The sequence below is a fragment of the Streptomyces sp. SID13031 genome (genome assembly GCF_010548305.1).
GTDB lineage: Bacteria > Actinomycetota > Actinomycetes > Propionibacteriales > Kribbellaceae > Kribbella.
The window spans coordinates 229,601-250,586 of the sequence record NZ_JAAGLV010000001.1; the positions used below are offsets into that span (position 1 = coordinate 229,601).

The 20,986-nt window shown below is 67.8% G+C and carries 23 protein-coding genes and 1 pseudogene; 8 read left to right on the forward strand and 16 right to left on the reverse strand.

Translation table 11 applies throughout. The features are described 5' to 3' along the window. Positions 1 to 23: 23 nt before the first annotated feature. From G3I17_RS01015 to G3I17_RS01025, 3 genes are read right to left on the reverse strand one after another with little or no spacing between them, the layout of a single operon-like run. The gene (locus tag G3I17_RS01015; protein ID WP_343238178.1) at positions 24 to 956 is read right to left on the reverse strand and encodes a fumarylacetoacetate hydrolase family protein; all 933 of its coding nucleotides are present in this window, start codon (positions 954 to 956) and stop codon (positions 24 to 26) included. Beyond that, a complete protein-coding gene (locus G3I17_RS01020) occupies positions 953 to 1,741 on the reverse strand; it encodes a cyclase family protein (RefSeq protein WP_164592974.1) in 789 nt (262 codons plus the stop codon). The genes G3I17_RS01015 and G3I17_RS01020 overlap by 4 nt, the downstream gene beginning before the upstream one ends. Next, positions 1,738 to 2,946: an MFS transporter gene (locus G3I17_RS01025; protein ID WP_164592976.1), complete on the reverse strand. Its 1,209-nt coding sequence runs from the start codon at positions 2,944 to 2,946 to the stop codon at positions 1,738 to 1,740. The genes G3I17_RS01020 and G3I17_RS01025 overlap by 4 nt, the downstream gene beginning before the upstream one ends. A gap of 133 nt (positions 2,947 to 3,079) precedes the next feature. Here G3I17_RS01025 and G3I17_RS01030 point away from each other — a divergent pair, with 133 nt between their 5' ends. The 4 genes and pseudogenes from G3I17_RS01030 (at position 3,080) to G3I17_RS01045 (ending at position 7,631) form a co-directional block, all read left to right on the forward strand. After that, positions 3,080 to 3,688 carry a TetR/AcrR family transcriptional regulator gene (locus tag G3I17_RS01030; protein WP_164592978.1) on the forward strand — a complete coding sequence of 203 codons (609 nt, stop codon included), beginning with the start codon at positions 3,080 to 3,082 and terminating at the stop codon, positions 3,686 to 3,688. Positions 3,689 to 3,731: 43 nt separating this feature from the next. After that, entirely contained in the window at positions 3,732 to 4,781 is a 1,050-nt protein-coding gene (locus G3I17_RS01035) for a biotin/lipoate A/B protein ligase family protein (RefSeq protein ID WP_164592980.1), read from the forward strand. A 246-nt stretch (positions 4,782 to 5,027) separates the two neighbouring features. Beyond that, positions 5,028 to 5,357, forward strand: a pseudogene (locus tag G3I17_RS40290) (integrase core domain-containing protein); the annotation flags it as partial. Between the two features lie 435 nt (positions 5,358 to 5,792). Then, a complete protein-coding gene (locus G3I17_RS01045) occupies positions 5,793 to 7,631 on the forward strand; it encodes a DUF222 domain-containing protein (protein ID WP_164592982.1) in 1,839 nt (612 codons plus the stop codon). Between the two features lie 79 nt (positions 7,632 to 7,710). Here G3I17_RS01045 and G3I17_RS01050 read toward each other — a convergent pair whose 3' ends face one another. Genes G3I17_RS01050 through G3I17_RS41470 form a run of 3 tightly spaced genes read right to left on the reverse strand, consistent with a single transcriptional unit; the run spans position 7,711 to position 9,083 of the window. Next, complete coding sequence (locus G3I17_RS01050; RefSeq protein WP_164592984.1) at positions 7,711 to 8,607, reverse strand: MOSC N-terminal beta barrel domain-containing protein; 897 nt, start codon at positions 8,605 to 8,607, stop codon at positions 7,711 to 7,713. Next, the gene (locus G3I17_RS41465; protein WP_164592986.1) at positions 8,600 to 8,746 is read right to left on the reverse strand and encodes a hypothetical protein; all 147 of its coding nucleotides are present in this window, start codon (positions 8,744 to 8,746) and stop codon (positions 8,600 to 8,602) included. The genes G3I17_RS01050 and G3I17_RS41465 overlap by 8 nt, the downstream gene beginning before the upstream one ends. 34 nt (positions 8,747 to 8,780) lie before the next feature. Next, on the reverse strand, positions 8,781 to 9,083 hold the full coding sequence (locus G3I17_RS41470) for a hypothetical protein (protein WP_164592988.1): 303 nt from the start codon (positions 9,081 to 9,083) through the stop codon (positions 8,781 to 8,783). Positions 9,084 to 9,222: 139 nt separating this feature from the next. Between G3I17_RS41470 and G3I17_RS40300 the strand changes: the two genes are divergently transcribed. The 4 genes from G3I17_RS40300 (at position 9,223) to G3I17_RS01080 (ending at position 11,472) form a co-directional block, all read left to right on the forward strand. Beyond that, positions 9,223 to 9,534: a LysR family transcriptional regulator gene (locus G3I17_RS40300; protein ID WP_343238179.1), complete on the forward strand. Its 312-nt coding sequence runs from the start codon at positions 9,223 to 9,225 to the stop codon at positions 9,532 to 9,534. A 74-nt stretch (positions 9,535 to 9,608) separates the two neighbouring features. Further along, positions 9,609 to 11,012, forward strand: a complete 1,404-nt coding sequence (locus G3I17_RS01070) for a ferredoxin reductase family protein (RefSeq protein WP_164592992.1) — start codon at positions 9,609 to 9,611, stop codon at positions 11,010 to 11,012. A gap of 35 nt (positions 11,013 to 11,047) precedes the next feature. Further along, entirely contained in the window at positions 11,048 to 11,206 is a 159-nt protein-coding gene (locus tag G3I17_RS01075; protein WP_164592994.1) for a hypothetical protein, read from the forward strand. Between the two features lie 29 nt (positions 11,207 to 11,235). After that, complete coding sequence (locus G3I17_RS01080; protein WP_164592996.1) at positions 11,236 to 11,472, forward strand: hypothetical protein; 237 nt, start codon at positions 11,236 to 11,238, stop codon at positions 11,470 to 11,472. Between the two features lie 46 nt (positions 11,473 to 11,518). Here the strand turns inward: G3I17_RS01080 and G3I17_RS01085 are convergent, their stop codons facing one another. The 10 genes from G3I17_RS01085 to xdhC form a co-directional block, all read right to left on the reverse strand. After that, complete coding sequence (locus tag G3I17_RS01085) at positions 11,519 to 12,913, reverse strand: HAMP domain-containing sensor histidine kinase (RefSeq protein ID WP_164592999.1); 1,395 nt, start codon at positions 12,911 to 12,913, stop codon at positions 11,519 to 11,521. Beyond that, on the reverse strand, positions 12,910 to 13,572 hold the full coding sequence (locus G3I17_RS01090) for a response regulator transcription factor (RefSeq protein ID WP_164593001.1): 663 nt from the start codon (positions 13,570 to 13,572) through the stop codon (positions 12,910 to 12,912). Before G3I17_RS01090 ends, G3I17_RS01085 begins: the two co-directional genes overlap by 4 nt. 91 nt (positions 13,573 to 13,663) lie before the next feature. After that, a complete protein-coding gene (locus G3I17_RS01095) occupies positions 13,664 to 14,428 on the reverse strand; it encodes an IclR family transcriptional regulator (protein ID WP_164593003.1) in 765 nt (254 codons plus the stop codon). Between the two features lie 62 nt (positions 14,429 to 14,490). Beyond that, complete coding sequence (locus G3I17_RS01100) at positions 14,491 to 15,717, reverse strand: aldolase (protein WP_203589676.1); 1,227 nt, start codon at positions 15,715 to 15,717, stop codon at positions 14,491 to 14,493. A gap of 48 nt (positions 15,718 to 15,765) precedes the next feature. Next, complete coding sequence (locus G3I17_RS01105) at positions 15,766 to 17,112, reverse strand: 8-oxoguanine deaminase (protein WP_343238194.1); 1,347 nt, start codon at positions 17,110 to 17,112, stop codon at positions 15,766 to 15,768. Then, complete coding sequence (pucL, locus tag G3I17_RS01110) at positions 17,112 to 18,017, reverse strand: factor-independent urate hydroxylase (protein WP_164593009.1); 906 nt, start codon at positions 18,015 to 18,017, stop codon at positions 17,112 to 17,114. Before pucL ends, G3I17_RS01105 begins: the two co-directional genes overlap by 1 nt. A 4-nt stretch (positions 18,018 to 18,021) precedes the next feature. Then, positions 18,022 to 18,348, reverse strand: coding sequence for a hydroxyisourate hydrolase (gene uraH / locus G3I17_RS01115; protein ID WP_164593011.1), 327 nt, complete (start codon positions 18,346 to 18,348; stop codon positions 18,022 to 18,024). Further along, positions 18,345 to 18,857 carry a 2-oxo-4-hydroxy-4-carboxy-5-ureidoimidazoline decarboxylase gene (gene uraD, locus G3I17_RS01120; protein WP_164593013.1) on the reverse strand — a complete coding sequence of 171 codons (513 nt, stop codon included), beginning with the start codon at positions 18,855 to 18,857 and terminating at the stop codon, positions 18,345 to 18,347. The genes uraH and uraD overlap by 4 nt, the downstream gene beginning before the upstream one ends. Next, a complete protein-coding gene (gene guaD / locus G3I17_RS01125; RefSeq protein WP_164593015.1) occupies positions 18,854 to 20,152 on the reverse strand; it encodes a guanine deaminase in 1,299 nt (432 codons plus the stop codon). Before guaD ends, uraD begins: the two co-directional genes overlap by 4 nt. Then, entirely contained in the window at positions 20,149 to 20,985 is an 837-nt protein-coding gene (xdhC, locus tag G3I17_RS01130; protein ID WP_203589678.1) for a xanthine dehydrogenase accessory protein XdhC, read from the reverse strand. Before xdhC ends, guaD begins: the two co-directional genes overlap by 4 nt. Position 20,986 lies beyond the last annotated feature (1 nt).

Below are 20,986 nucleotides of genomic sequence, written 5' to 3' on the forward strand. Positions count from 1 at the left end.
CGGACGCGGTCAGGAGCGACAGCTCAGCTGAGGCGGCGGGCCGGGGGGACAGGGTGGACCGGCTGGCCGGGGGCGACGGTGTTTTCGATGGTGCCGAGGGCGGTGACCTCCATGGTCACGGTGTCGCCGATCGCCAGGGACGGGGGGACTCGCTCGCCGCCGTTGCGGCCCCAGAGCTCGACCAGGCAGCCGCTGCCGCAGGTGCCGGAGCCGAGGATGTCGCCTGGGTGGACCACGGTTCCGCGGCTGGCGTAGGCGATCATCTCCGGGAACGACCAGGCCGCGTTGGCCAGCGAGTCCTTGCCGATCGCGGTTCCGTTGATCGACACCGACATGGTGAGGTCGAAGCGGTCGCCCTGGCGGTACGGCTCGAGTTCGTCCGGGGTGACCAGGTACGGGCCGAGGGTCGAGGCGGTGTCCTTGCCCTTGGCCGGGCCGAGGCCGATCCGCATCTCGTGGATCTGGAGGTCGCGCGCCGACCAGTCGTTGAAGATGCTGTAGCCGGCGATGTGCTTCTCGGCCTCTTCGACCGGCAGGTTGCGGCCCTCGGTGCCGATGATGGCGGCGACCTCCAGTTCGTAGTCCAGCAGGTTCGACCCGGGCGGTACCGGGACCGGCTGGCGCGCGCCGATCAGGCTGTACGGGTTGGTGAAGTAGAAGGTCGGGATGTCGTACCACTCGGGAACGACCGCCGGCTCGCGGATCCCCTGGAACGAGCCCTCGACGTGCTGCTCGAAGATCATGAAGTCGCGGATCGACGAAGCCTTGATCGGCGGCAGCAGGGCTTGCTCGTCCAGGTTGACGGGTGCGGCACACCGGGCCAGCACTTCCTGCTCACTCGGCTTGGCGGCCAGTACTTCGAACAGGTCGGTGCCGGCCGGCAGCGGATGCAGCCGGTCGTCGTGTACGAGTGCCTGCCGGTACTGCCCGTCCAGTAGCAGTGCTGCGAATTTCACGAGTTCTCCTCGGGGTCGTCGATGATGGCCACGGCGCGCGTCCAGCCTGCGGACGCGGCGTGGATCTTGTGCGGGAAGCAGGAGATCTTGAAGCCGGTGGCGGGCAGGGCTTCCAGGTTGTGCAGCTTCTCGATATGGCAGTAGCCGATCTCGCGGCCGGCCTTGTGGCCTTCCCAGATCAGCGAGCCGTCGCCGGTCTCGGCATACTTGCGAGCCGTGTGGACGAACGGCGCGTCCCAGCTCCAGGCGTCCGTACCGGTGACCCGGACGCCCTGTTCGAGCAGGTGGATGGTGGCGTCGCGGCCCATCCCGCAGCCACGGGCGAGATAGTCGTCCTCGCCGTACCGGACGCCCGCGCTGGTGTTGATCACGACGATCTCGAGCGGGCTGAGCGTGTGCCCGATCCGCTTGAGCTCCAGGTCGATGTCATCAGGCGTGACCACGTAACCGTCGGCCAGGTCGCGGAAGTCCAGCTTCACGCCGGGCTGGAAACACCATTCGAGCGGTACTTCGTCGATGGTGATCGCCCGTTCGCCGTTGTCCATCGTCGAGGCGTAGTGGTACGGCGCGTCCAGGTGGGTGCCGGTGTGGGTGGTCAGCTTGATCCGCTCGATCGCCCAGCCCTCACCGTCGGGCAGTACCTCGGGGCCGGCGCCGGGGAAGTGCGTCAGCATGTCGGCCACGCTGTCCTGGTGGGTGATGTACTCGATCTCCGGGGTCCCACCAGGCGGGTCGGAGGCGATACCGGACATCAGCGACACCGAGATGTCGACGAAGGTGGTCATGATGCTCCTTCGGTTTCGAGCACGGCTCGGGCGGGGACTCGCGCGGGGTTGCTCAGGTTGGGGAGCGCCGTCATCACGACTGCCCCGCAGAGGAAGATCCCGGCGCACAGGAGGAGCCCGGTGCCGAGGCCCGCTCCGGTGGCCAGGGCGCCCAGGGCGAACGGCGCGAAGGCGGACACCCCGCGGCCGACGTTGAAGCAGAAGCCGGCGCCGGTCGCTCTGACCCGGGTCGGGTAGAGCTCGCCGAGGTAGGCGCCGAAGATGCCGCTGAAAGCAGCGAAGAAGGCGAACAGCGGACCCAGCCACAGCAACGCACTACGGTCTGCTGCCACTACATAGAGAGGCAAGGTCAGGCCCACTCCCACGAGCGACAGGACGAGGGCATACTTGCGGCCGATCCGGTCGGCGATCAGCCCGAAGACGTTGTAGCCGACGAACATGCCCAGGTTCAGGACCGTCATGAACAGGGCGACGGTCGCCGTCGGGATGCCTCGGTCGGTGTGCAGGTAGGTCGGCAGCCAAGTCGACGCACCCCACCAGCCGAACAGGGCCAGCGATGCGACGGCAGTGCCGAGCAGGGTCTTGCGGCGAAGATCGGCGGAGAAGATCTCGGTCACCTTCACCGGCGTGCTCTTCTGCGCGACCCATTCGGCGGACTCCTTGAAGAAGAAGCCGATGATCAGTATCGGCACGATCACGCCTGCCCCGGCCAGGAAGAACAGCAGCCGCCAATCGGGCAGCAAGGCAGCGGCGACGACGGCGGCGATCGCTCCACCCGCTGGGAACGAGCTCAGCACGAAGGCTGCTGCCCGGCCCCGCTGGGCGGTCGGCCAGGTTTCGACCACGTACGTCGACACCACGCCCCAGACGCCGCCGAGGCCGAGGCCGGCCACGAAGCGCAGTACGAGGAACACCCCGAAGCTCGGCACCAGGGCGAGCGCGGCGGTGAAGACCCCGAAGACCGCGAGCGAGAGCATCAGCGCCCGCTTGCGGCCGTAGTTGTCGGCCAGCCAGCCGACGGTCAGGCTGCTCACTCCGATGCCGAGCAGCGTGGCGGTGGCGAGCAGACCGCCTTCGGCCTTGGTCAGCCCGAACTCCAAGCGGATGTCCGGGAGCGCGAAAGACAGCAGCAGGATCTCCAGCGCATCGAACATGTAGGCCACGAAGGCGCCACCCAGCACCACCCATTTACCGGAATCTCTCATCCGGACCAGTCCCTTCGGTTAACGCCGTGTTTCGGTCCCGAGAATCCAGACTGTACGTACGTTCAGTGTGCTCGGCAAGACCCAAACTGTACGTACGTGCAGTAAGCTTTTTCGGGAGAGAGCGAGGTGCCGGATGACGGAGACTGCCGAGGGCGGCAAACGGATGGTGATCCTGCGGGCCGCGGAGAAGGTGTTCGCGCAGGACGGCTACCACGGAACGACGATGCGGCGGATCGCCGCCGAGGCCGACGTGAAGCTGTCCCTGGTCGTCTACCACTACACCTCGAAGCTGGCGCTGTTCGTCGCGATCTTCGAGCACCGGCAGTACGTCAACGAGCAGCGGCTGGCTCAGCTCCGGGCGATCCCCGACCTGAGCGCGCCGGATGCCGTCGAGCAGATCGTGCACGCATTCGTCGACCCGGTCCTGGTCCTGCACTTCGAGCCGGAGGACGCCTGGTTCGCCAAGCTCGTACTACGTGAGGCCGGCGACCCGTCGAACCAGGACCGGCCGGTCCTCAAGGTGCTCTTCGACCCGATGGCGCGCGAGTTCATCGAGGCCTTCCGCGAGGCGCTGCCGGGCAAGCCCGACGGTTTCTACCAGTGGGCGTACCTGTTCTCGGTCGGCGCGCTGACCCAGAGCGCCTCCGAGGACCGGGTCCGGAACCTGACGGACAAGGCCTACCTGGAGCAGAAGCACGACCTCCTTCGTTCCTACGTCACCGCGGCCCTGCGCTACGGCTGAGCCTCGTGGAACATCCGGCTGGGGCGGGTGGTTGAGTGTCGGTGTGCATGGTGAATACAAGGTGCCCGGTGGGAAGCTGGTCGTAGCCGATCTCGACGTCGTCGACGAGGTGGTGCGACGGGCCCGGATCAGTGGGGACTTCTTCCTGGAACCGGATGACGCCTTGGAGCGGATCAACGGAGCGTTGGCCGGGGTGCCCGTCGAGGCGCCGGTGGCGCAGCTCGCGGCGCGGGTCCGGGGCGTGCTGGGGGATGGCGTCGAGATGCTCGGGTTCTCGCCGGAGGCCGTCGCGGTCGCGGTACGGCGGGCGCTGACCGGGGCGACGGCGTGGACGGATCATACCTGGGAGTTCGTGCACGACGTACCGCGCGAGCCGGCGCTGCAGATGGCGCTGGACGAGGTACTGGCCGAGCAGGTCGGATCGGGCGAGCGCCCGCCGACGTTGCGGATCTGGGAATGGGCGTCGAACGCGGTCATCATCGGCAGCTTCCAGTCGCTGGCCAACGAGGTGGACCTGGCCGGCGCCGCGAAACACGACGTGACGGTGGTACGGCGGATCAGCGGCGGCGGCGCGATGTTCGTCGAGCCGGGCAACACGATCACGTACTCGCTCTATGTGCCCGAGTCGCTCGTCTCCGGGCTGTCCTTCGTCGACTCGTACGCCTTCCTCGACGACTGGGTGGTCGGCGCGCTGAACGAGCTCGGCATCGCCGCGACGTACCAGCCGATCAACGACATCACCTCGCCGGCCGGCAAGATCGCGGGCGCCGCGCAGAAGCGGTTCGCGGGCGGCGCAGTCCTGCACCACGTGACGATGGCGTACGACATGGACGCGACGAAGATGGTCGAAGTACTGCGCATCGGCCGCGAGAAGATGTCGGACAAGGGGACCAAGAGCGCCAACAAACGCGTCGACCCCCTCCGCAGCCAGACCGGCCTGGAGCGCACTGAGGTCATCAAGCGCCTAGTCGGCACATTCGCTGGGCGCTACGGCCTCGCCGACGCGACCATCGACGAAGAAACGGTCGCCGAGGCCCAGCGCCGCGTCGAGACCAAGTTCGGCACCGAGGACTGGCTGACCAGAGTCCCGTAGTCGCGCGATGCGCGGGAAGCGGTGTGATGTCGCAGGACATCGGTGACGGTTCTGCATCAGGACATCGGTGACATTGCGTGGGGTGTTGGTGGTGACACTTCGGTGAGTCGTTGGCGTTGGTGATGCCTGGGGCCGGTCGACTGCGTCGGTGCCGAAGAACGAGCTTGTTGATCCTCGTGTCCGTCTCGCGATCACGCAGTGGCCGCCCCGTGGGGCGGTGACGATCTTCTGTGCCGAGCACCGCACGTGGCCGCCCATGGCGTGCCGCAGCGGCTGCTGTCCGACAACGGGTCCGCGCTCAACCCGTCGCGGCGTGGACTCCTGGGCCAGCTCGTCGTCCACCTGATGGCCCTGGGCGTGGAGCCGATCACCGGCAAGCCCTACAAACCGACCACCCAGGGCAAGAACGAACGCTTCCACCAGACCCTGTTCCGCTACCTCGACAAGCAGCCACTGGCCGCCGATCTGGCCCAGTTGCAGGCCCAGGTCGACACCTTCGACCACATCTACAACACCCAGCGCCCCCACCAAGGACTGCCCGGCCGCGTCACACCACTGACCGCCTGGCAGGCCACCGCGAAGACCGAAGCACCTCGCCCCACCCGCGACCCGATCCGCCGTCCCGTCAACCGGCCCCGACCCACCCGGACACCGCTCCCCACAGACCTGCCCGACGACACCATCGTCAAAAAGCTGACCAGCAACGGCGTCTTCATGCTGAACAAGGTCCAGTACATGGTCGACGGGCGACGAGGCTTCCAACAGGTCCTCGTCATCACCGCCGGCGACAAGATCACCGTCACCGACCTCGAAGGCCAGATCCTCATCGAACACACCAAGCCCGCGCCCGGAGTGACCTGCGTCGGCAACGGCCACCCCCGCGGCCCACGCCAAGACCCCTGAACCGTCACCGATGTCCTGATCCAGAACCGTCACCTATGTCCCGAGACATCACAATGCGCGGGAAGCGGCGATTTGATTTCAATCGAACAGGTGTTCTAATCTAGGCGCATGAATACCGGTGTGGCCGATCGCGAGTACGGCGGGCAGTCGTTCGCCGCTGAGGTCGATGCGCTGTTCGAGTCGGGTGCTGTCTGTGCGCCTGAGGATCCGGATTGTCCTGCTGGGCCGAGGTTCATCGACGAGGTGGGCTTCTTCGGTGATCTGCCACCGTTGTCGGCGGTCGATGTGCTCGAGTGGGAGTTGTGGGCGGGAGTCGAGCAGGACGAGGCTGAGCGAGCCCTGCTGGAGGCGAAGGCGCCTGCGTGGGCGTTACTTCCACCTGGTCCTGAGCTGGCTGCTGCTTTGGCTCAGGTCCGCCCTCAGGTGCTGTCTCCGATCGCGTTGATCGAGTTCATGAAGGCGACCGCGCGGTTGACGGCCTGGAGTGAGTCGATGCGGGTATCGGCGATGGCTTCGTTCTACCGGCAGCGCAAGGCCCAGGCTGTCGAGTTGCCGCGCCCGAGCGAGATCGACTCCAATGGCCGCCCGGTGGATCCGGAGCGGTCGTGGGCCGCGGAGATCGCCTGCGCTTTGAAGCTGTCCCCGCAGACCGTCAGCGGCCATATCGATACCGCGTTGCGTCTGACGGGTGTCTTGTCGGCTACCTATACCGCATTGCGCTGCGGTGCGATCAGTTTGTCGAAGGCGATCTCCATCTCCAACGCGACCCGTGCCCTGGGCGATGCGAAGACCCGGGCCGTGGAGGCCGCGGTGCTGAAGCGGGCCCCGTCGCAGTCGCACGCCAATTTGCAGAGGTCGCTTCGACGCCAGGTCTCCAAGTACAACGCGAAGGACGAGGCCGACCGCCACCGTGAAGCCAAGGCGACCCGAGAAGTCCGCGTCGTGCCGCTGCCCGACGGGATGGCCGGCCTGTGGATCGTCAACACCGCCGACAAGATCCAGCAGATCTGGATCGTCATCCAGGCCATCGCCGACCTCGCCAAGCGACACACCCCCACTCCTGGCCCGGCAACCGCCGCCACCCCCACCACGACACCGACCGCTCCCGGTGCGGACCACGGCGTCCGCGGTGAGGACCAGGGCGCCCAGGGTGGGGATCACGGTAGTTCGAGCGTTGGGGGTTCCGTTGACGAGGAGGTCACCGCGCCAGGGGCCGCCGGCCAGAGCGAATCCGGGCGGGAGACAGATCAGCCCCGCGAACAGGTCGGTATGGATCAGCCCTCTGCGGACCGGCGCAGCGCGGATCACCGTAGTGCGGATCAGCGACGGGCCGATGTCGTCACCGATCTGTTCGACTTCATGTTGTGGAACGGACTCGATTGGCTCGGGCGACGACTACCCGACCAGCACCGACGCCGACCACACATCGAAGTCCTCGTACCGATCACCACCCTGCTCGGCATGAACGACGAGCCCTGCGAGCTGACCGGATACGGGCCGATTCCTGCCGAGATGGCTCGAACCATCGCCACCGACAGCACCTGGCGACGCATCCTGACCGACCCGACCAACGGAACCGTCCTCGAAGCATCCACCACCCGACACGACCCCGGGATGCTCGTCTCGGAGACCCTGCTAGCAGCCCATCCCACCTGCGACTGGCCGAACTGCAACCGGGCCGCCCGCGAATGCGACCGCGACCACGGCATCCCGTTCACCCAGACCGGACTCACCAGACTGACCGACCTGCGCAACTACTGCGAACTACACCACGTCATCAAAGACACCCCCGCCTGGGGCTGGGCCGCCACCAACAACCCAGACGGCTCCACCACCATCACCACCCCCACCGGCCACCGCTACACCACCCCACCCGCAACACCCGGCCCCATTCGCGAATCCGCACCAGCCTCCACCCCCAAGCCCGACGACCCACCACCGTTCTGAGTCGGCGGGGTCACCACACTGCTGCGTGGGCGGGGTCACCACACTGCTGAGTCGGCCGACCCCTCAAGGGCCCAGGCTCCTAGGAGAGAAGATGGGCTTTGTCGCCCCGGTTGATGGTGCCCGCGGTGCTGGGGACGGCGTAGGTGCCGAGGCAGGGCAGTTGGCCGAGGCCGAGGATGTCGAGCCGGTTCGCTGCGGCGAGCGTCCGCAGGATCTGGGAATCCTTGGGCAGCTCTTCCTGGGCGAGATTGGTCATCACGCACCGGGGAACGGGCAGTTCCACGCCGAGCACGACCACCGGCCCGACGGTGAGGCGCTTGCCCACCCAGTCGTTGTCGATCAGGCCGTCCGCGCTGGTGTCGAGGATGATGTTCATCCGGAAGCGGCGGGTGTCCCAATAACCGCCTGGGTACAGCGTGGCGAGCTGCCGGAGGCTGGCGGTGGTCAGCACAGACACCGGGAAGAGGTCGACCAGGGCGCCATCTGGTACCGGAGACGGTCTGCCCAGGGCGGCGAGCAGGGCGGCGCCCAGTCGCTGGTCGACGACGACGTTGCGGTCGCCGCGTGGATTGAAGATGTCGGCCTCGGGGTGGTACTCGTCGATCGTGTACTCCGGGGGTGCCGCGGTGATCAACGCGACCTCGCGCCCGAAGAAGTGGGAGAGGATCGCGTCGACCTCAGGGGCGTCCGTCCGGACCGAGGTGCCGTCGGCGAGCTCGATCCGCGCGGCCGGGATCGGCTGCCCGGTCCGCACCGGTTCGACGTACGACGCCCGGCAGCCGAGCAAGTCTGGCCAGCGCTTCGGGTGCTTGGCGCTCGCGACCTTGCCGGTGGCGACGTCGAGCAGGCCGTAGGCACGGTCGCCGAGGATGCCGCCGGTCGTCACCTCCAGCGAGTCGACGCGTTCCCCCAGCATGGACTTGACCGGGAACAACCACAGCTCACCGACCGAGCCGACCTGCTCGCTCTCATTCATGGGCAGCCCTTCGTTCCTGGTCCGACGAGCCCACCGGCCCGAGTGTCCGGAGGGTGTAGTTGTTCTGGAAGAGTCCGCCGGGATCAAGGCGCGCCCGAACCGCCTGGAATTCGGCCCGGAAGAAGGTCTCGAACTCCATGCCCCGGTACTGATGCACAGCGAGGTAGCAGGTCTCACCGCTGGTAGGCGGTCGACAGATAGGCGTCGTCGGAGGCGGTGAACCGCACTTCGAACGGCAGCAGGATCGGCAGTTTGCGGCGTTCCACCACCGCGAGCTCGGCCACCTCGCCGGACGCTGTCACCAGACGCATCCCGACGACCCGGGCCGACAGGTTCGGGGATGTCGCCCTGGTTCGCCAGGGCGCCAGGCCGCTGCGTTGGTCGACCTCGAGAACCCCTGCAGACCCGAGGTGTCGACCAGCATGCCGTCGCTCCGGCGCACAGTGTTGATCGCCGGTCCAGTTGCTCCAGGTCATGCTTCACCACCTCGGATGTCCAGCCGCGCTGCGGAGTACGTCGACCGTAGGCGCTGGGCCGGGTGTGACAGAAACACCGGTTCGGCGCGCGAGCTACAGCCTGGAGACTGTGGATCGCAGCAGTTACAGTCGGCTGACTGTGGATCTCTCCCCGCGCAAGCTCCGGTACTTCGTCGCCGTCGCCGACGAGCTGCATTTCGGGCGTGCCGCGAGCAAGCTCTACATCGCGCAGCAGTCACTGAGTGCGCAGATTCGTGAGCTGGAGGACGAGGTCGGCTGCCAACGGCTGCATCGGACCACGCGGAAGGTCGAGCTGACCGCGGCCGGCGAGGTGTTTCTCCCTGCTGCCAGGAAGTCGCTGGCGGTCGCAGACCAGGGCGTCGAGGATGCGCGGAGGGTGGCGCTCAAGGCCGGGGCGTCCGCCACTCCCGGGCTTCACCGCCCGCTCTGACGCTCTGAGCAGCCCGGTGCACTGCGCCGCAGATTCTTAGTCGAGTCACAAAGTGGGCCGGGATCGTGGTGCCCATGACAGAAACTGTGAGTTTGCGGCGGCCACGAAGGCAGCCCCGGCCCGGTCCGCCTGCGTGGGCGGCGCGGCTGGTTGCCGATGGCATGGGCGTGCTGGCGATGGCCGCGGTCGTGGTGACGACGTGGATCTGGGCGCGGAATGGCGGGATTCTCCAGACCTTCGTCTATCTGGAGTATTTGGTGGAGTCGCAGGCGCTCTACACCGGGCTGCTGTCGCAGGTGCTGATGGTCTTGATGGTGCTGTTCATGGCCCGGATCCCTTGGGTGGAACAGTCCTGGGGGCACGATGTGCTCGCGCGCCGGCACAAGTGGCTGGGCTACGTGTCGTTCTGGCTGGCGATCACGCACACTGTTCTGTTCGCTCTCAACCGGGTTCAGCGATCGCCCTCGGAGTGGGCCGGGGCGTTGTGGCAGTTGTTCGTCACGGACCCATGGATGCTGTGGGCAACGATCGGCACGCTGCTCATCATCGCGGTCGTGATCACCTCGATCCAGATCGCCCGCCGCCGGTTGCGCTACGAGTCCTGGCACCTGCTCCATCTCTACTCGTACCTGGGGATGGCCTTCGTCGTGCCGCACGAGATCTTCGACGGCCAGCACTTCCACGAAAGGTGGACGCAGCTCTTCTGGTGGGGCCTGTACTTCGGTTCGCTCGCCGCGGTCCTCATCTGGCGGGTCGTGGTGCCGCTGTGGGTGTCCTGGCGGCACAAGCTGGTCGTCGAGGACGTGGTGGCGGAGACACCGAGCGCCTTCTCGATCGTGCTCCGCGGCCGGAAGCTCGATCGGCTGCGGACGAAGTCGGGCCAGTTCTTCATCTTCCGCTTCCTCGGCAGCCCGGGTTGGACCCGCGGTAACCCGTACTCGATCTCCGCCGCACCCACCGACGGCGATCTACGGGTCACGCTCGAAGCGGGTGGCGACGGCGCCGAGCGCGCCCGCACGCTCGCTGTGGGCAGCCGAGTGCTGATCGAGGGCCCGTACGGAACGATGACGGCCGCTCGTCGCCGGCACCCGCGCATGGTCATGCTCGCCGCCGGGGTGGGGATCACGCCGTTCCGTGCCCTGCTTGAGGACTCTGACTACCAGCCCGGCGAAGCGACCCTGATCTACCGCTATACCAACGACGAGCACGCCATCTTCCTGGCCGAGCTCACCGAGCTGGCCGAGCAGCGCGGCATCGAGCTGGTCCTGCTCCCGGGCCGCCGGCGCGACGACGGCTCCTGGCTGCCCGACGGCGTCGACGGAACCGACGTCGAGGCGTTGAAGCGGTTCGTGCCCGACATCGCCGACCGCGACGTGTTCGCCTGCGGTCCCGTGCCATGGCTCAAGTCGGTCCACCGGGCCGCGCGCCGGGCCGGGGTGAAGACCCGCGACTTCCATGACGAGGACTACGCCTGGTGAACCCCTCACCCGGCCGACTACCGAAAGGACAGACCATGCGACGCCTCACCTTCTTCGCCGCCTCGATCGTCTCCGTGCTCGTCATCGCCTACGGCAGCTGGCTCAGCTCGGCCGAATCCGGTGCCTCGGGCAACGGAGGAGAGGGCCACGGCACCGGCCAGACCGGTAAGCCCGGCGAGGCACCCAAACGCTGACTTCCCCCTAGTACAAGGAGATTCGGACCATGAAGAAGATCATCACGTTCGCGGTTGCCACGGTCGCGCTCATCGGCGGCGCCATCGGCGTACAGGCGTTCGCCACGACCAGTCATGACGAAGACAAGCAGCCGCCCGCGGTCACCCAGACCGCACCGGCCGACGGCTCGACGACCAGCCCCAGCGCGGGGGCCACCAAGGAGGACGACGGCGAGCGCGAAGGCTCCACCGAGGACCACACCGGTAAGCCGGGCGAGACCAAGTAGCAAATGCGGGCGCCGGGGATCAGCTACCACGTGATCCCCGGCGCTTTCAGCGTGGTACTTCGGGAAGCTGGTGGTCGGGGTTGATCGGGAGGGCGAGGATCGCGCGGAGGCCCGAGCCTGGCGCGTCGGCGAGGGTGAGGGTGCCCCGGTGGAGGTCGGCCTGTTGCTGGGTCAGGGCGAGACCGAGGCCCGAGCCGTGGCTGCGCGGGTTCGGGCCACGGGCGAAGCGTTCCTTCATCGCCTCCCGGTCCGCGGCCGGGATCCCGGGGCCGTCATCGCTGATCGTGATGAAGGCCTGGTTCTCGTTGCGGTGGAGCATGACGTCGACCCGGCCGTCCGGCTTGCCGTGCAGGGCGGCGTTGTCGAGCAGGTTGTCGATCGCGGTCCGTAGGCCGGCCTGCCAGCCGTCGAGGTACGGCGGCCGCATGTGGTCGACGGTGAGCCGGTACGTCGTGTGCGGATGGCGGTGACCGGCGTGCCGGACCGCCTCGTCGAGCAGATCGGTCAGATCGAGGTTGGCGCGGGCGGGTAGCGCACCGGCATCGCCTCGGGCGAGCGTCTGCAGGCCCTCCAGCAGGGCGGTGATGCGATGGTGCTCGGCCAGCGCCGCGGTCAGGATCTCCAGCCGCTGTTCCGGCGGGAGTTGCGGGTTGCGTTGGAGCGTTTCGAGGTTGATGCCGAGGCTCGTCAGCGGAGTACGCAGCTCGTGGCCCGCGTCGGCGGTGAATCGCCGGGTCGACTGGGTGCTGGTCTCCAACTGGCCGAGCATGCCGTTCAACGCAGCCGACAAGTCGGCCACCTCCTGAGGTCGCGTCTCGTCGGGAAGCCGCTGGCCGCCGTCGGCGGTACGGATCCGCGCCGCTCCCGCCCGCAGGCGTTCCAGCGGCTGCAGCACCAGGCGGGCGACCAGCCAGACGCCTGAGCCGGTAGCAAGCGTTGCCGCGATCGCGACGAGGGTGACCAGCTGGGCGTTGTCGGACAGTCGCTCGTCGATCGGGGCGAGATCCTGCAGTACCTGCAACCGTTGACCGGATCCATCGGACAGCGTCCGGGTCAGCGATCGCCAGGTCTGGTCTCCGACGCGAAGGGTGGTGTAGCCGTCCTCGGCCGGTACAGGTAGAGACACTGCGGGCTGCGCACCGCGTTCGATGATCTGGGTGCCGTCGATCAGCCGGACCAGCGACTGGCTACCGGCGAGCAAACCGCCGTAGTCGTCGTCGTGGCCATCTTCACTGTCTCCGTGGTCTCCTTGCGACCGCAGTTTGTCGACGTCCTGACCGGCCCGCTCAGCCTGGGAATCCAGCTGCTGGTCGACGTCGGCGCGGTCGCGATGATCGATCCGGACGACGATGAGCAGGCCGGCCAGGGCGACCACGATCATCACCAGCAGCGCCACACTGGCGGTGATCTGGGCCCGGAGGCTGCGCGGGACGAGGTTCATGGGCGCAGTACGAAGCCGACGCCGCGGATGGTGTGCAGCAGGCGGGACTCGCCACCGGCCTCGAGCTTGCGGCGGAGGTACCCGATGAACACGTCGACCACGTTGGTGTCGACGTCCCAGGTGTAGCCCCAGACCTGCTCGAGCAGTTGGTTCCGGCTGAGCACCTGGCCCGAGTGATGCGCGAAGGTCAACAGAAGATCGAACTCGCGAGTGGTCAGCCCGAGATCGCGCCCCGACCTGCCGGCGACCCGCCGAGCGGGCTCAATGGTCAGCTCACCGAGCACGAGCGGCCGCTCCTGACTGGTCGCGTGCAGCCGAACGAGTGCATGCAACCGGGCGGACAGCTCGCCAACGGAGAACGGTTTGACCACATAGTCATCAGCCCCGGCGGCAAGCCCCGCGACCCTGTCGTCCACTTCGTCCCGCGCTGACAATATGCAGACCGGGATGGTCCGCCCATCGGCACGCAGCCGCCGAACGACCTCCACACCGTTGAGCCCAGGCATCATCACGTCGAGCAGCACCACAGCCGGCAACTGAGCCCCGATCTCCACCAGCGCGGCTTCCCCGGTCGAAGCCTCCCGCACGGCGAACCCCTCAGCCGTCAGCCCGAACCGCAACGACTGCCGAACCCCGGCGTCATCATCGACAACCAGCACCTCGGGAACAACGATGGCGACACCTCCTCGTCGAGCAACCAGTATCCGCTCGCCAGTGTCACAGCCAATCCACAAAACAGATTAAGAACCCTCAGTGGAGGTCGTCGGAGAACGACTTGGCTGCTTGGGTGAGCATGGGGACGGCGTGGTGGAGGAGGTCTTCGGTCATTCGGCCGGCGGGGCCTGAGATCGAGAGGGCCAGGCGGGAGGGGGCGTCGGGGACCGGTACGGCGACGCAGCGGACTCCTTGCTCCTGTTCGCCCTCGTCGAGGGCGTAGCCGTCGGCCCGGGCCTGGTGGAGTTGGGTGGTGAATTCGTCGACGTCGGTGATGGTCGTCTCGGTGTGTTTGGGCATGCCGGTGCGGTGGAGGAGGTCGCGGACCTCGGGCTCCGGTAGCTGGGAGAGGATCGCCTTGCCGACCGCGGTGCAGTGGGGGAGGACCCGGCGGCCGACCTCGGTGAACATGCGCATCGAGTGCCGGGACTGGACCTGCGCCAGGTAGACGATCTGGTCGCCGTCGAGCATCGCCATGTTGGCCGATTCGCCGAACTGGTCGACCAGGTGGGCCAGGTGCGGGCGGGCCCAGACGCTCAGCATGTGCGAGGAGGTCTCGCCGAGGCGGATCAGCTTCGGGCCGAGGACGTACTGGCGGGACGGCTCCTGGCGGACGTACCCGAGGTCCACGAGCGTGCGGACCAGGCGGTGGATCGTCGGCAGGGGCAGTCCGGACGCGGTGGCGAGCTGGGACAGGCCCATCATGCCGCCCGCGTCCGCCATCATCTCGAGCAGGCCGAAAGCGCGCTCGATGGATTGCACGCTTCCGGTGCGGCTCTTGGTGCCCGTCTCTTCCGCCACAACAGTGCCACCCTCCTGGAAACTTCCGGATCACGGAAGTTTAGCCCCAGCTGGCGGAATAGCTAGGAGCGCAGCGGACGGCGGGCGAGTTTGGCCAGGCCGGCGGTGTCGACGCCGATCAGCCGATCGAGCTCCTTCGTGTCGACGGCGCCGCACTCGAGCCCACGGAGTACGAAGCCAGCGAGGGCGGCAGCCGTCGCAGGCTCGTCCAGGTAGCCAGAGTCGCCGCCTTCGACATAGGCGCGCAGCCGGGCGGCCGCAGTGTCGAGGCCTTCGCGGTAGAACAGGTACGTCGCGACGTAGCGGCTCGGCAGTTGGGCCGGGTGCATGTCCCAGCCCTGATAGATGCCGCGGACGAGCGAGCGCAGTACGAGCCGCTTGTGAAGCCGCCAGGCGGCGTGCACCTTCTCCCGATCGCCGACCGGGAGCACGTTGGTGGAGCCGTCACAGACGAACACCCCCGTACCTGCCGCGGCCAACTGCATCACGTCCTTGGCATGGTCAGCGACCGGATGCTCCATGCTCTGGTACGCCGCCGCGACGCCCAGCGAAGCCGAGTAGTCGTAGGTGCCGTAGTGCAGGCCGGTCACTCGCCCCGCGCCGGCTCTGATCATCCCGGGCAGGGGAGTCGTGCCATCCGGGCCGAGGATCGCCTGCGGCGTCTCCACCTGGATCTCGAACTTCAGCGACCCCGAAGACACCCCGTATGTGCGCTCGACCGCCTCGAGCACGATCACCATCGCCTCGATCTGCTCGACCGACGTGACCTTGGCGAGCGTGATCACGAACCCATCCGTCAACGCACCGGCTCCGGCCAGCTCGCCGACGAACAGGTTGAGCGTCCGCACCCCGCGGCGACGGCTGGGCGCTTCGAGCGATTTGATCCGAAGACCGTGGTACGGCGGCGCCGTTCCCGCCTTGACGAGCTCGGCCAACGCCCGGGCAGCACCAAGCGCAGCCTCATCCTCCTGCTCGTCGGGCCGGTTCCCGTAGCCGTCCTCGAAGTCGATGCGCAGATCCTCGATCGGCTCGCGCTCCAGCTTCGCCCGGACCCGCTCGTACACCTCGACTGCGTGATCGGCCGGCAGGTCGAGCGCCTTGGCCAGGTCGTCCTCCGACTTACCGTGCTCGTCGAGCGCGGCCCGAGCTTGTGCCGCCCACTCGCCCACGGTCGCGGCGTCGAACCGGTCGGCGGGCACATAGACGGTGTGTACCGGCTGCCTGACCCCGCGATCGCCCGGGTAGAGCGACGTCAACGCCGCGTCTGCCGCTGCCAGCCGCTGGTCCAGTTCGGCAAGGAGTGCGTCTTCCACTGGTGCGCCTCTCGATCCTCTTGGTCAGGTCGCTCGGGTGACAAGGGTTTGCTGGGTCTTCGCTACTTGCCGGGCCAGGGCGGATTCGTCGACGGTGATGACTGCGTCATGTTCTACGACGGGCCGTCCGTTGACCAGCAGCAACTCCAGCGGCGGTGGGGTGCCGAGGATCAGCGCGGCCACGGGGTCGGCGATGCCGGCGTGCGCGAGGGTGTCGAGGCGCCAGACGGCCAGGTCGGCCAGCTTGCCGACTTCCAGGGAGCCGATCTCGTCCGAGCGGCCGAGGATGCGAGCGCCGTCCAAGGTGGCCAGCTCTAGTGCTGTACGGACGTCGAGGGCTTGGGGGCCGCCTCGGGCTCGGGCGAAGAGCAGGGCGTGGCGGGCCTCCTCCAAAAGGCTTCCAGCTTCGTTGCTGGCGGCACCATCCACGCCGAGACCGACCGGGCAACCGGCTGCCCGCAGGTCGGCGACGCGGGCGATACCGGCGCCCAGACGTGCGTTGGAACTCGGACAGTGGGATACGCCGGTGCCTGATTGGCCGAGGCGTTTTACCTCTGCATCGTCGAAGTGGATGCCATGTGCGAACCACACGTCCGACCCGGTCCAGCCCAGCTCAGCGGCGTACTCCGATGGCGTACAGCCGAATCTCTCGTCGCACCAGTCGGCCTCGTCGGTGGTCTCGGCGAGGTGGGTGTGCAGCCGGACGCCCTTGCGGCGGGCGAGTTCGGCCGCCTCGCGCATGAGCTCGCCGGTGACGCTGAACGGCGAACACGGTGCGACCACGATCTGCAGCATCGAGCCAGGCGCGGGATCGTGCCAGCGGTCGATCGCTGCCTCGGTGGCGAGCAGGATCTCGTCACGATCCTCCACCACCGAGTCGGGCGGGAGCCCACCGTCCTTCTGGCTGAGGTCCATCGAGCCACGCGCCGGGTGGAACCGCAGTCCCACCTTCGCGGCGGCGGAGATCTCCGCTTCCAGCAGGTCGCCGGCGCCGCGCGGAAAGACGTAGTGGTGATCCGCCACCGTCGTGCAGCCGGTGCGGGCGAGCTGGGTCAGCGCGCCCTGGGCCGCCACGTGCACGGACTCCTCGTCGATGCCGGCCCAGACCGGGTAGAGCGTGTTGAGCCAGCCGAAGAGAGTCGCGTCGGCGGCGAGGCCACGCGTCACCCACTGGTACAGGTGCTGGTGGGTGTTGACGAAGCCGGGCGTGACGAGGCAACCGTGCCCGTCGATCACCCGGGCTCCCTCGTACGCCGGTGCCGGGCCGGGGTCGACCGCGATGATGCGGTTGCCTTCAGCAACTACGTGGCCGGTGGTCAGTTCGCGTCGGTCCCGGTCGAGCGTGACGACGGTTGCGCCGTCGATGACGATCAACAGAACCCCGGTACCGCGTGCCAGGCCGCTCCCGCATCGCTGGCGTCGTCGCGCACCACGCTGGCCTCGATCAGCCCGTAGGGCCGGTCGGCGGCGATGAAGACCTCACCAGGGTTCTCCACGTCGAAGGGGCTCAGGTCGACCAGGAAGTGGTGCTTGTTGGGTGCCGAGAACTTGATCTCCGCGACCTCGGGGTGCTGCTGCAGGACGGCCTCGCCCATCCCGTACAGGGTCTGCTGGAGCGCGAGGCTGTGGATGCGGGCGAACTGCTCGAGCAGCAGACCCTTGATCTGGTCGTACGACTTGTCCCAGTCGACCTCGGTGTGGTCGTAGCGCCAGCGGGCGACGAGCGAGGTCGCCAGGATGCGGTCGTCGGTCTCCTTCAGGGTCGTGTACTTGTCCTTGAGGAAGCCGTGGAACTCCGAGCCGGTGGACTTGAGCACGGTGAGGTCGCGGATACCCGACACCACGTACGCCTTGCGGGTGTCGCCGCGGCCCTCGACGTTGACGACGGTCGTACGGATGCCGCTGCCGCTGCGGACGAACGAGTGGTCGTGGCCGGTGCCGTCGACGGAGATCCGCTCCCACGGGTACTCCTCGATCTCGACCCGGGCGCCGTCGGCCGCTTCCGAGGCGTTGAGGAACTGGTCGCCGAGGGTGAGGGCGAAGTCCTCGATCGCGCCGATGCCCTTCTCCTTGGCGAAGGCGAAGGCGGTGTTCTTCTGGCTGTCCGTCGGCAGTACGTCGGACTGGTCGCCGGTCGTGTGCGCGTTCTCGAACCGGCCGCGCAGCGCGGAGGAGACGCTGAGGTCGCGGATCTGGTGCCGGGGGGTGTCACGGTAGATGCGAACGACCCGGCTCTCGGCCTTGCCGTACTGATTGGCTCCCAGGTGGATCGCCATCGGATCAGCTCCCTCGATAGGTGGAAAAGGCGAACGGGCTGAGCAGCAACGGAACGTGGTAGTGCCGCTCGTCGGTGATCAGGAAGGTCACGGTGACCTCGGGGAAAAAGAACTCTTGGCCAGACGCGCGCCCGTAGGCGGCGACGTCGAACCGAAGTTGATAGGTGCCAGGTGCCAGCGCTTCGGCGGTGAACTCGGAGATCCGCCCGTCCTGGTCGGTGGTGTTGCTTCCGACAACCTCGGGTGGGGTGATGCTGGAGAGCTGGACCGTAACTCCTGGGGCGGGTTTGCCTAGGGCGGTGTCGAGGATGTGGGTGCTGACGGTGCTCATGCGGGGACCTCTCGGTCGGCGGTGATGAGTTTGGCCAGGCGGAGTAGGGCTATCTTGCGGAGTTCTTCGCGTACTACGGATGCCTCGGTGCTGGGGTCGTTCGTCAGGCGCCGGTGAAGAGCAGTGAGCATTTCGTCGGCTGACAGGCCGGTGGCGCAGATCAGGAAGACCCGGTTGAAGCGGTGTTCGTAGTCGCGGTTGCCTGCTGCGAGAGCTGCGCGGACCTCCGGGTCGTCGCCTACCCCCGACTGTTCCTTGCGGGACCAGGCGGCTTCGGTGGTGTTGCCGGTGGTGCGGTCCCCGATTCGGGGGTGGGCTGCCAGGGCCAGGGCGACTTCGTCGTCCGAGAGAGCGCGGGCTGCCTGGTCTGCGACTTCGGTGAGCGCGTCGGCGTCGGCGTACGGGCGGCCGGCCAGGACACGATCGACCCAGCTCGGGACGTCGCAGCAGGCGGCTAGTCGGGGGCGCAGTTGGGCGGCTGGGGTGGTGTTGAGGTCTTGCAGGTTCATCCCGCCTCCACGGAGGAATCGGTCAGCAGGCGGCCGTCGATCCAGACGGCGCGGATGTCGGCGGGAGTGCCGAGCGTGAAGACCCGCGCCAGAGCGTCCTCGGCATCCTCGGCGTGCTCCAGCCCGACCGCCAGCGGTGAGCCTGCGGCCGGCCGCAGGAGTTGGGCATCGAAGCGCTTGCCGACACTCAAGTCACCGACCTCGCTGAGCCCGAGCGCCTCCGCACCGGCGGCAGTTGCCAGATGCAACAAATGTGCCGAGTTGAGTGGAAGACCGTGATCGCCCATCAGCTGCTGACAGAAATAGGCCTGCAAACCTTCCTTCAGCAACGAGAAGCCGGTACCAGCGCCGACATCCGACCCGAGCGCAACCCGTACGCCGTGCTCGAGATGCCGCGTGAGCGGGAACAGCCCACTCCCCAACGCGGCATTGCTCGTCGGGCAGTGCGCCACCGTGGCCCCCGCATCCGCGAGTAGTTTGAGCTCGCCGTCGGTCGGGTGGACATTGTGCGCGAGCACACTCCGATGGTCGACCAGCCCGTGCTTGTCGTACGTGCTGACGTAGTCGCTGCCACCGAAAAGCTCCGCCACGGTGGCGATCTCCGCCAGGTTCTCATTGAGGTGTGAGGTGAACAGCGAGCCCGGGATCTCCGCCAGCATCGTGTGGCAGGCCGCGAGGAGATCGTCGGTGCAGGACAGCGAGAAGCGTGGCGTCACGGCGTACCGGTTGCGCCCGACGCCGTGCCAGCGCGACGCCAGCGCGAGCGACTCGGTGTAGGCGCGCTCCGGCGTGGTGAGCAGGTCCGCGCGGATGATCCGGTCGCTCACGACCAGCCCGCTGGTGATCCGCAGGCCGACCCGCGAGGCAGCCGTGAAGAGTGTGTCGACGGCCGATGCGAAGTGCGCCCCGAAGACCAGCGCGCTCGTCGTACCGGCGGCCGCGAGACCGCTGACGAACTCATCGGCCACCCCCGACGCATACGCACCGTCAGCCATCCGCGCTTCCGCGGGCAGCGCATACCGGTCGAGCCATTCCAGCAGCGGCATCCCCATCCCGCCGACCGCGCGGATCTGCGGGAAGTGCACGTGCGTGTCCACGAACCCGGGCAGCACGAGGCCGCCGGTCAGGTCGACGACCCGCTCGGCGGGGTGTGCGTCGCGCAGTTCCGCGAAGTCCCCGCGGGCGGTGATCAGCCCGTCCTCGACCAGTAGGGCGGCGTCGGTGGCGACGCGCAGTTCGCCACCGGTGAACGGGTTGTGCGGGGTATCGAGGAACGTGCCTCTGAACAGGGTCATGCTTTCGCCTCACGGTGAACCGGCGCGGAGTTGCGCTCGGCAACGAACAGTTGGAGCAGCCAGGCGGCCACGCTGACCGCGATCACGGCCGGCTCCTTGCCGGGCAGGTCGGACAGCCCGATCGGCGTCGTGATCGAGTCGATCGCCTCGACCGAGTTGCCGTCGTCGGCGAGCTTCTGCCGGAACCGGGCCCACTTCGCGCGGGACCCGATCAGCCCGATCGTCGCCAGCTGCCCATTGCGCAGGGCGGCATCGCAGAGGGCGGCATCCTCCGCGTGGTCGTGCGTCATCACCAACGCATGCGTGCCCGGCGGCAACTCGCCGACCACGAGCTCCGGTAGCACCGGTACGTGGTGCACATGCACCCCCGCCACGGCGTCATCAAGCACCGACAACCGCGACGCCACGAGCTGATCCGGTCGCGAGTCGATCAGATGCAGCTCCAGATCGTGGCGGGCCAGGATCCGGGCCAGCTCGAGACCGACATGCCCGACCCCGAAGATCGCGACCGACGGCACCACCGGCAATGGCTCCAGCAGCAACTTCACCTCACCACCGCAACACTGCACCGCCTGCTGGTACGGGGCCTTGTCCGACAACGCGAACTCCAGTACTTCGGGCTCGCTGCGACCCTCAGCCAGCAGAACCCGCGCACGGTCGATCGCCACCGCTTCGAGATTGCCTCCGCCGACAGTCGCCCAGATGCTGTCCGCGGAGACCACCATCTTGGCGCCGGCGTCCCGAGGCGAATGCCCACGGACCGACACCACGGTGACCAGCACGCCAGGCCTGCGCTGCTCACGTAGCCGCTGCACAGCTCGCATCCACTCCATC

Bases quoted from the DNA above. Each gene is read 5' to 3' on its own strand.
- G3I17_RS01020 (WP_164592974.1), bottom strand. From the start codon at position 1,741: ATGACCACCTTCGTCGACATCTCGGTGTCGCTGATGTCCGGTATCGCC.
- pucL (WP_164593009.1), bottom strand. From the start codon at position 18,017: ATGGCGATCCACCTGGGAGCCAATCAGTACGGCAAGGCCGAGAGCCGG.
- uraH (WP_164593011.1), bottom strand. From the start codon at position 18,348: ATGAGCACCGTCAGCACCCACATCCTCGACACCGCCCTAGGCAAACCC.
- G3I17_RS01080 (WP_164592996.1), top strand. From the start codon at position 11,236: ATGAAGAAGATCATCACGTTCGCGGTTGCCACGGTCGCGCTCATCGGC.
- G3I17_RS01050 (WP_164592984.1), bottom strand. From the start codon at position 8,607: ATGAATGAGAGCGAGCAGGTCGGCTCGGTCGGTGAGCTGTGGTTGTTC.
- G3I17_RS01030 (WP_164592978.1), top strand. From the start codon at position 3,080: ATGACGGAGACTGCCGAGGGCGGCAAACGGATGGTGATCCTGCGGGCC.
- G3I17_RS01025 (WP_164592976.1), bottom strand. From the start codon at position 2,946: ATGAGAGATTCCGGTAAATGGGTGGTGCTGGGTGGCGCCTTCGTGGCC.
- G3I17_RS41465 (WP_164592986.1), bottom strand. From the start codon at position 8,746: ATGGAGTTCGAGACCTTCTTCCGGGCCGAATTCCAGGCGGTTCGGGCG.
- G3I17_RS01085 (WP_164592999.1), bottom strand. From the start codon at position 12,913: ATGAACCTCGTCCCGCGCAGCCTCCGGGCCCAGATCACCGCCAGTGTG.
- G3I17_RS01075 (WP_164592994.1), top strand. From the start codon at position 11,048: ATGCGACGCCTCACCTTCTTCGCCGCCTCGATCGTCTCCGTGCTCGTC.
- uraD (WP_164593013.1), bottom strand. From the start codon at position 18,857: ATGAACCTGCAAGACCTCAACACCACCCCAGCCGCCCAACTGCGCCCC.
- G3I17_RS01045 (WP_164592982.1), top strand. From the start codon at position 5,793: ATGAATACCGGTGTGGCCGATCGCGAGTACGGCGGGCAGTCGTTCGCC.
- guaD (WP_164593015.1), bottom strand. From the start codon at position 20,152: ATGACCCTGTTCAGAGGCACGTTCCTCGATACCCCGCACAACCCGTTC.
- G3I17_RS41470 (WP_164592988.1), bottom strand. From the start codon at position 9,083: ATGACCTGGAGCAACTGGACCGGCGATCAACACTGTGCGCCGGAGCGA.
- G3I17_RS01070 (WP_164592992.1), top strand. From the start codon at position 9,609: ATGACAGAAACTGTGAGTTTGCGGCGGCCACGAAGGCAGCCCCGGCCC.
- xdhC (WP_203589678.1), bottom strand. From the start codon at position 20,985: ATGGAGTGGATGCGAGCTGTGCAGCGGCTACGTGAGCAGCGCAGGCCT.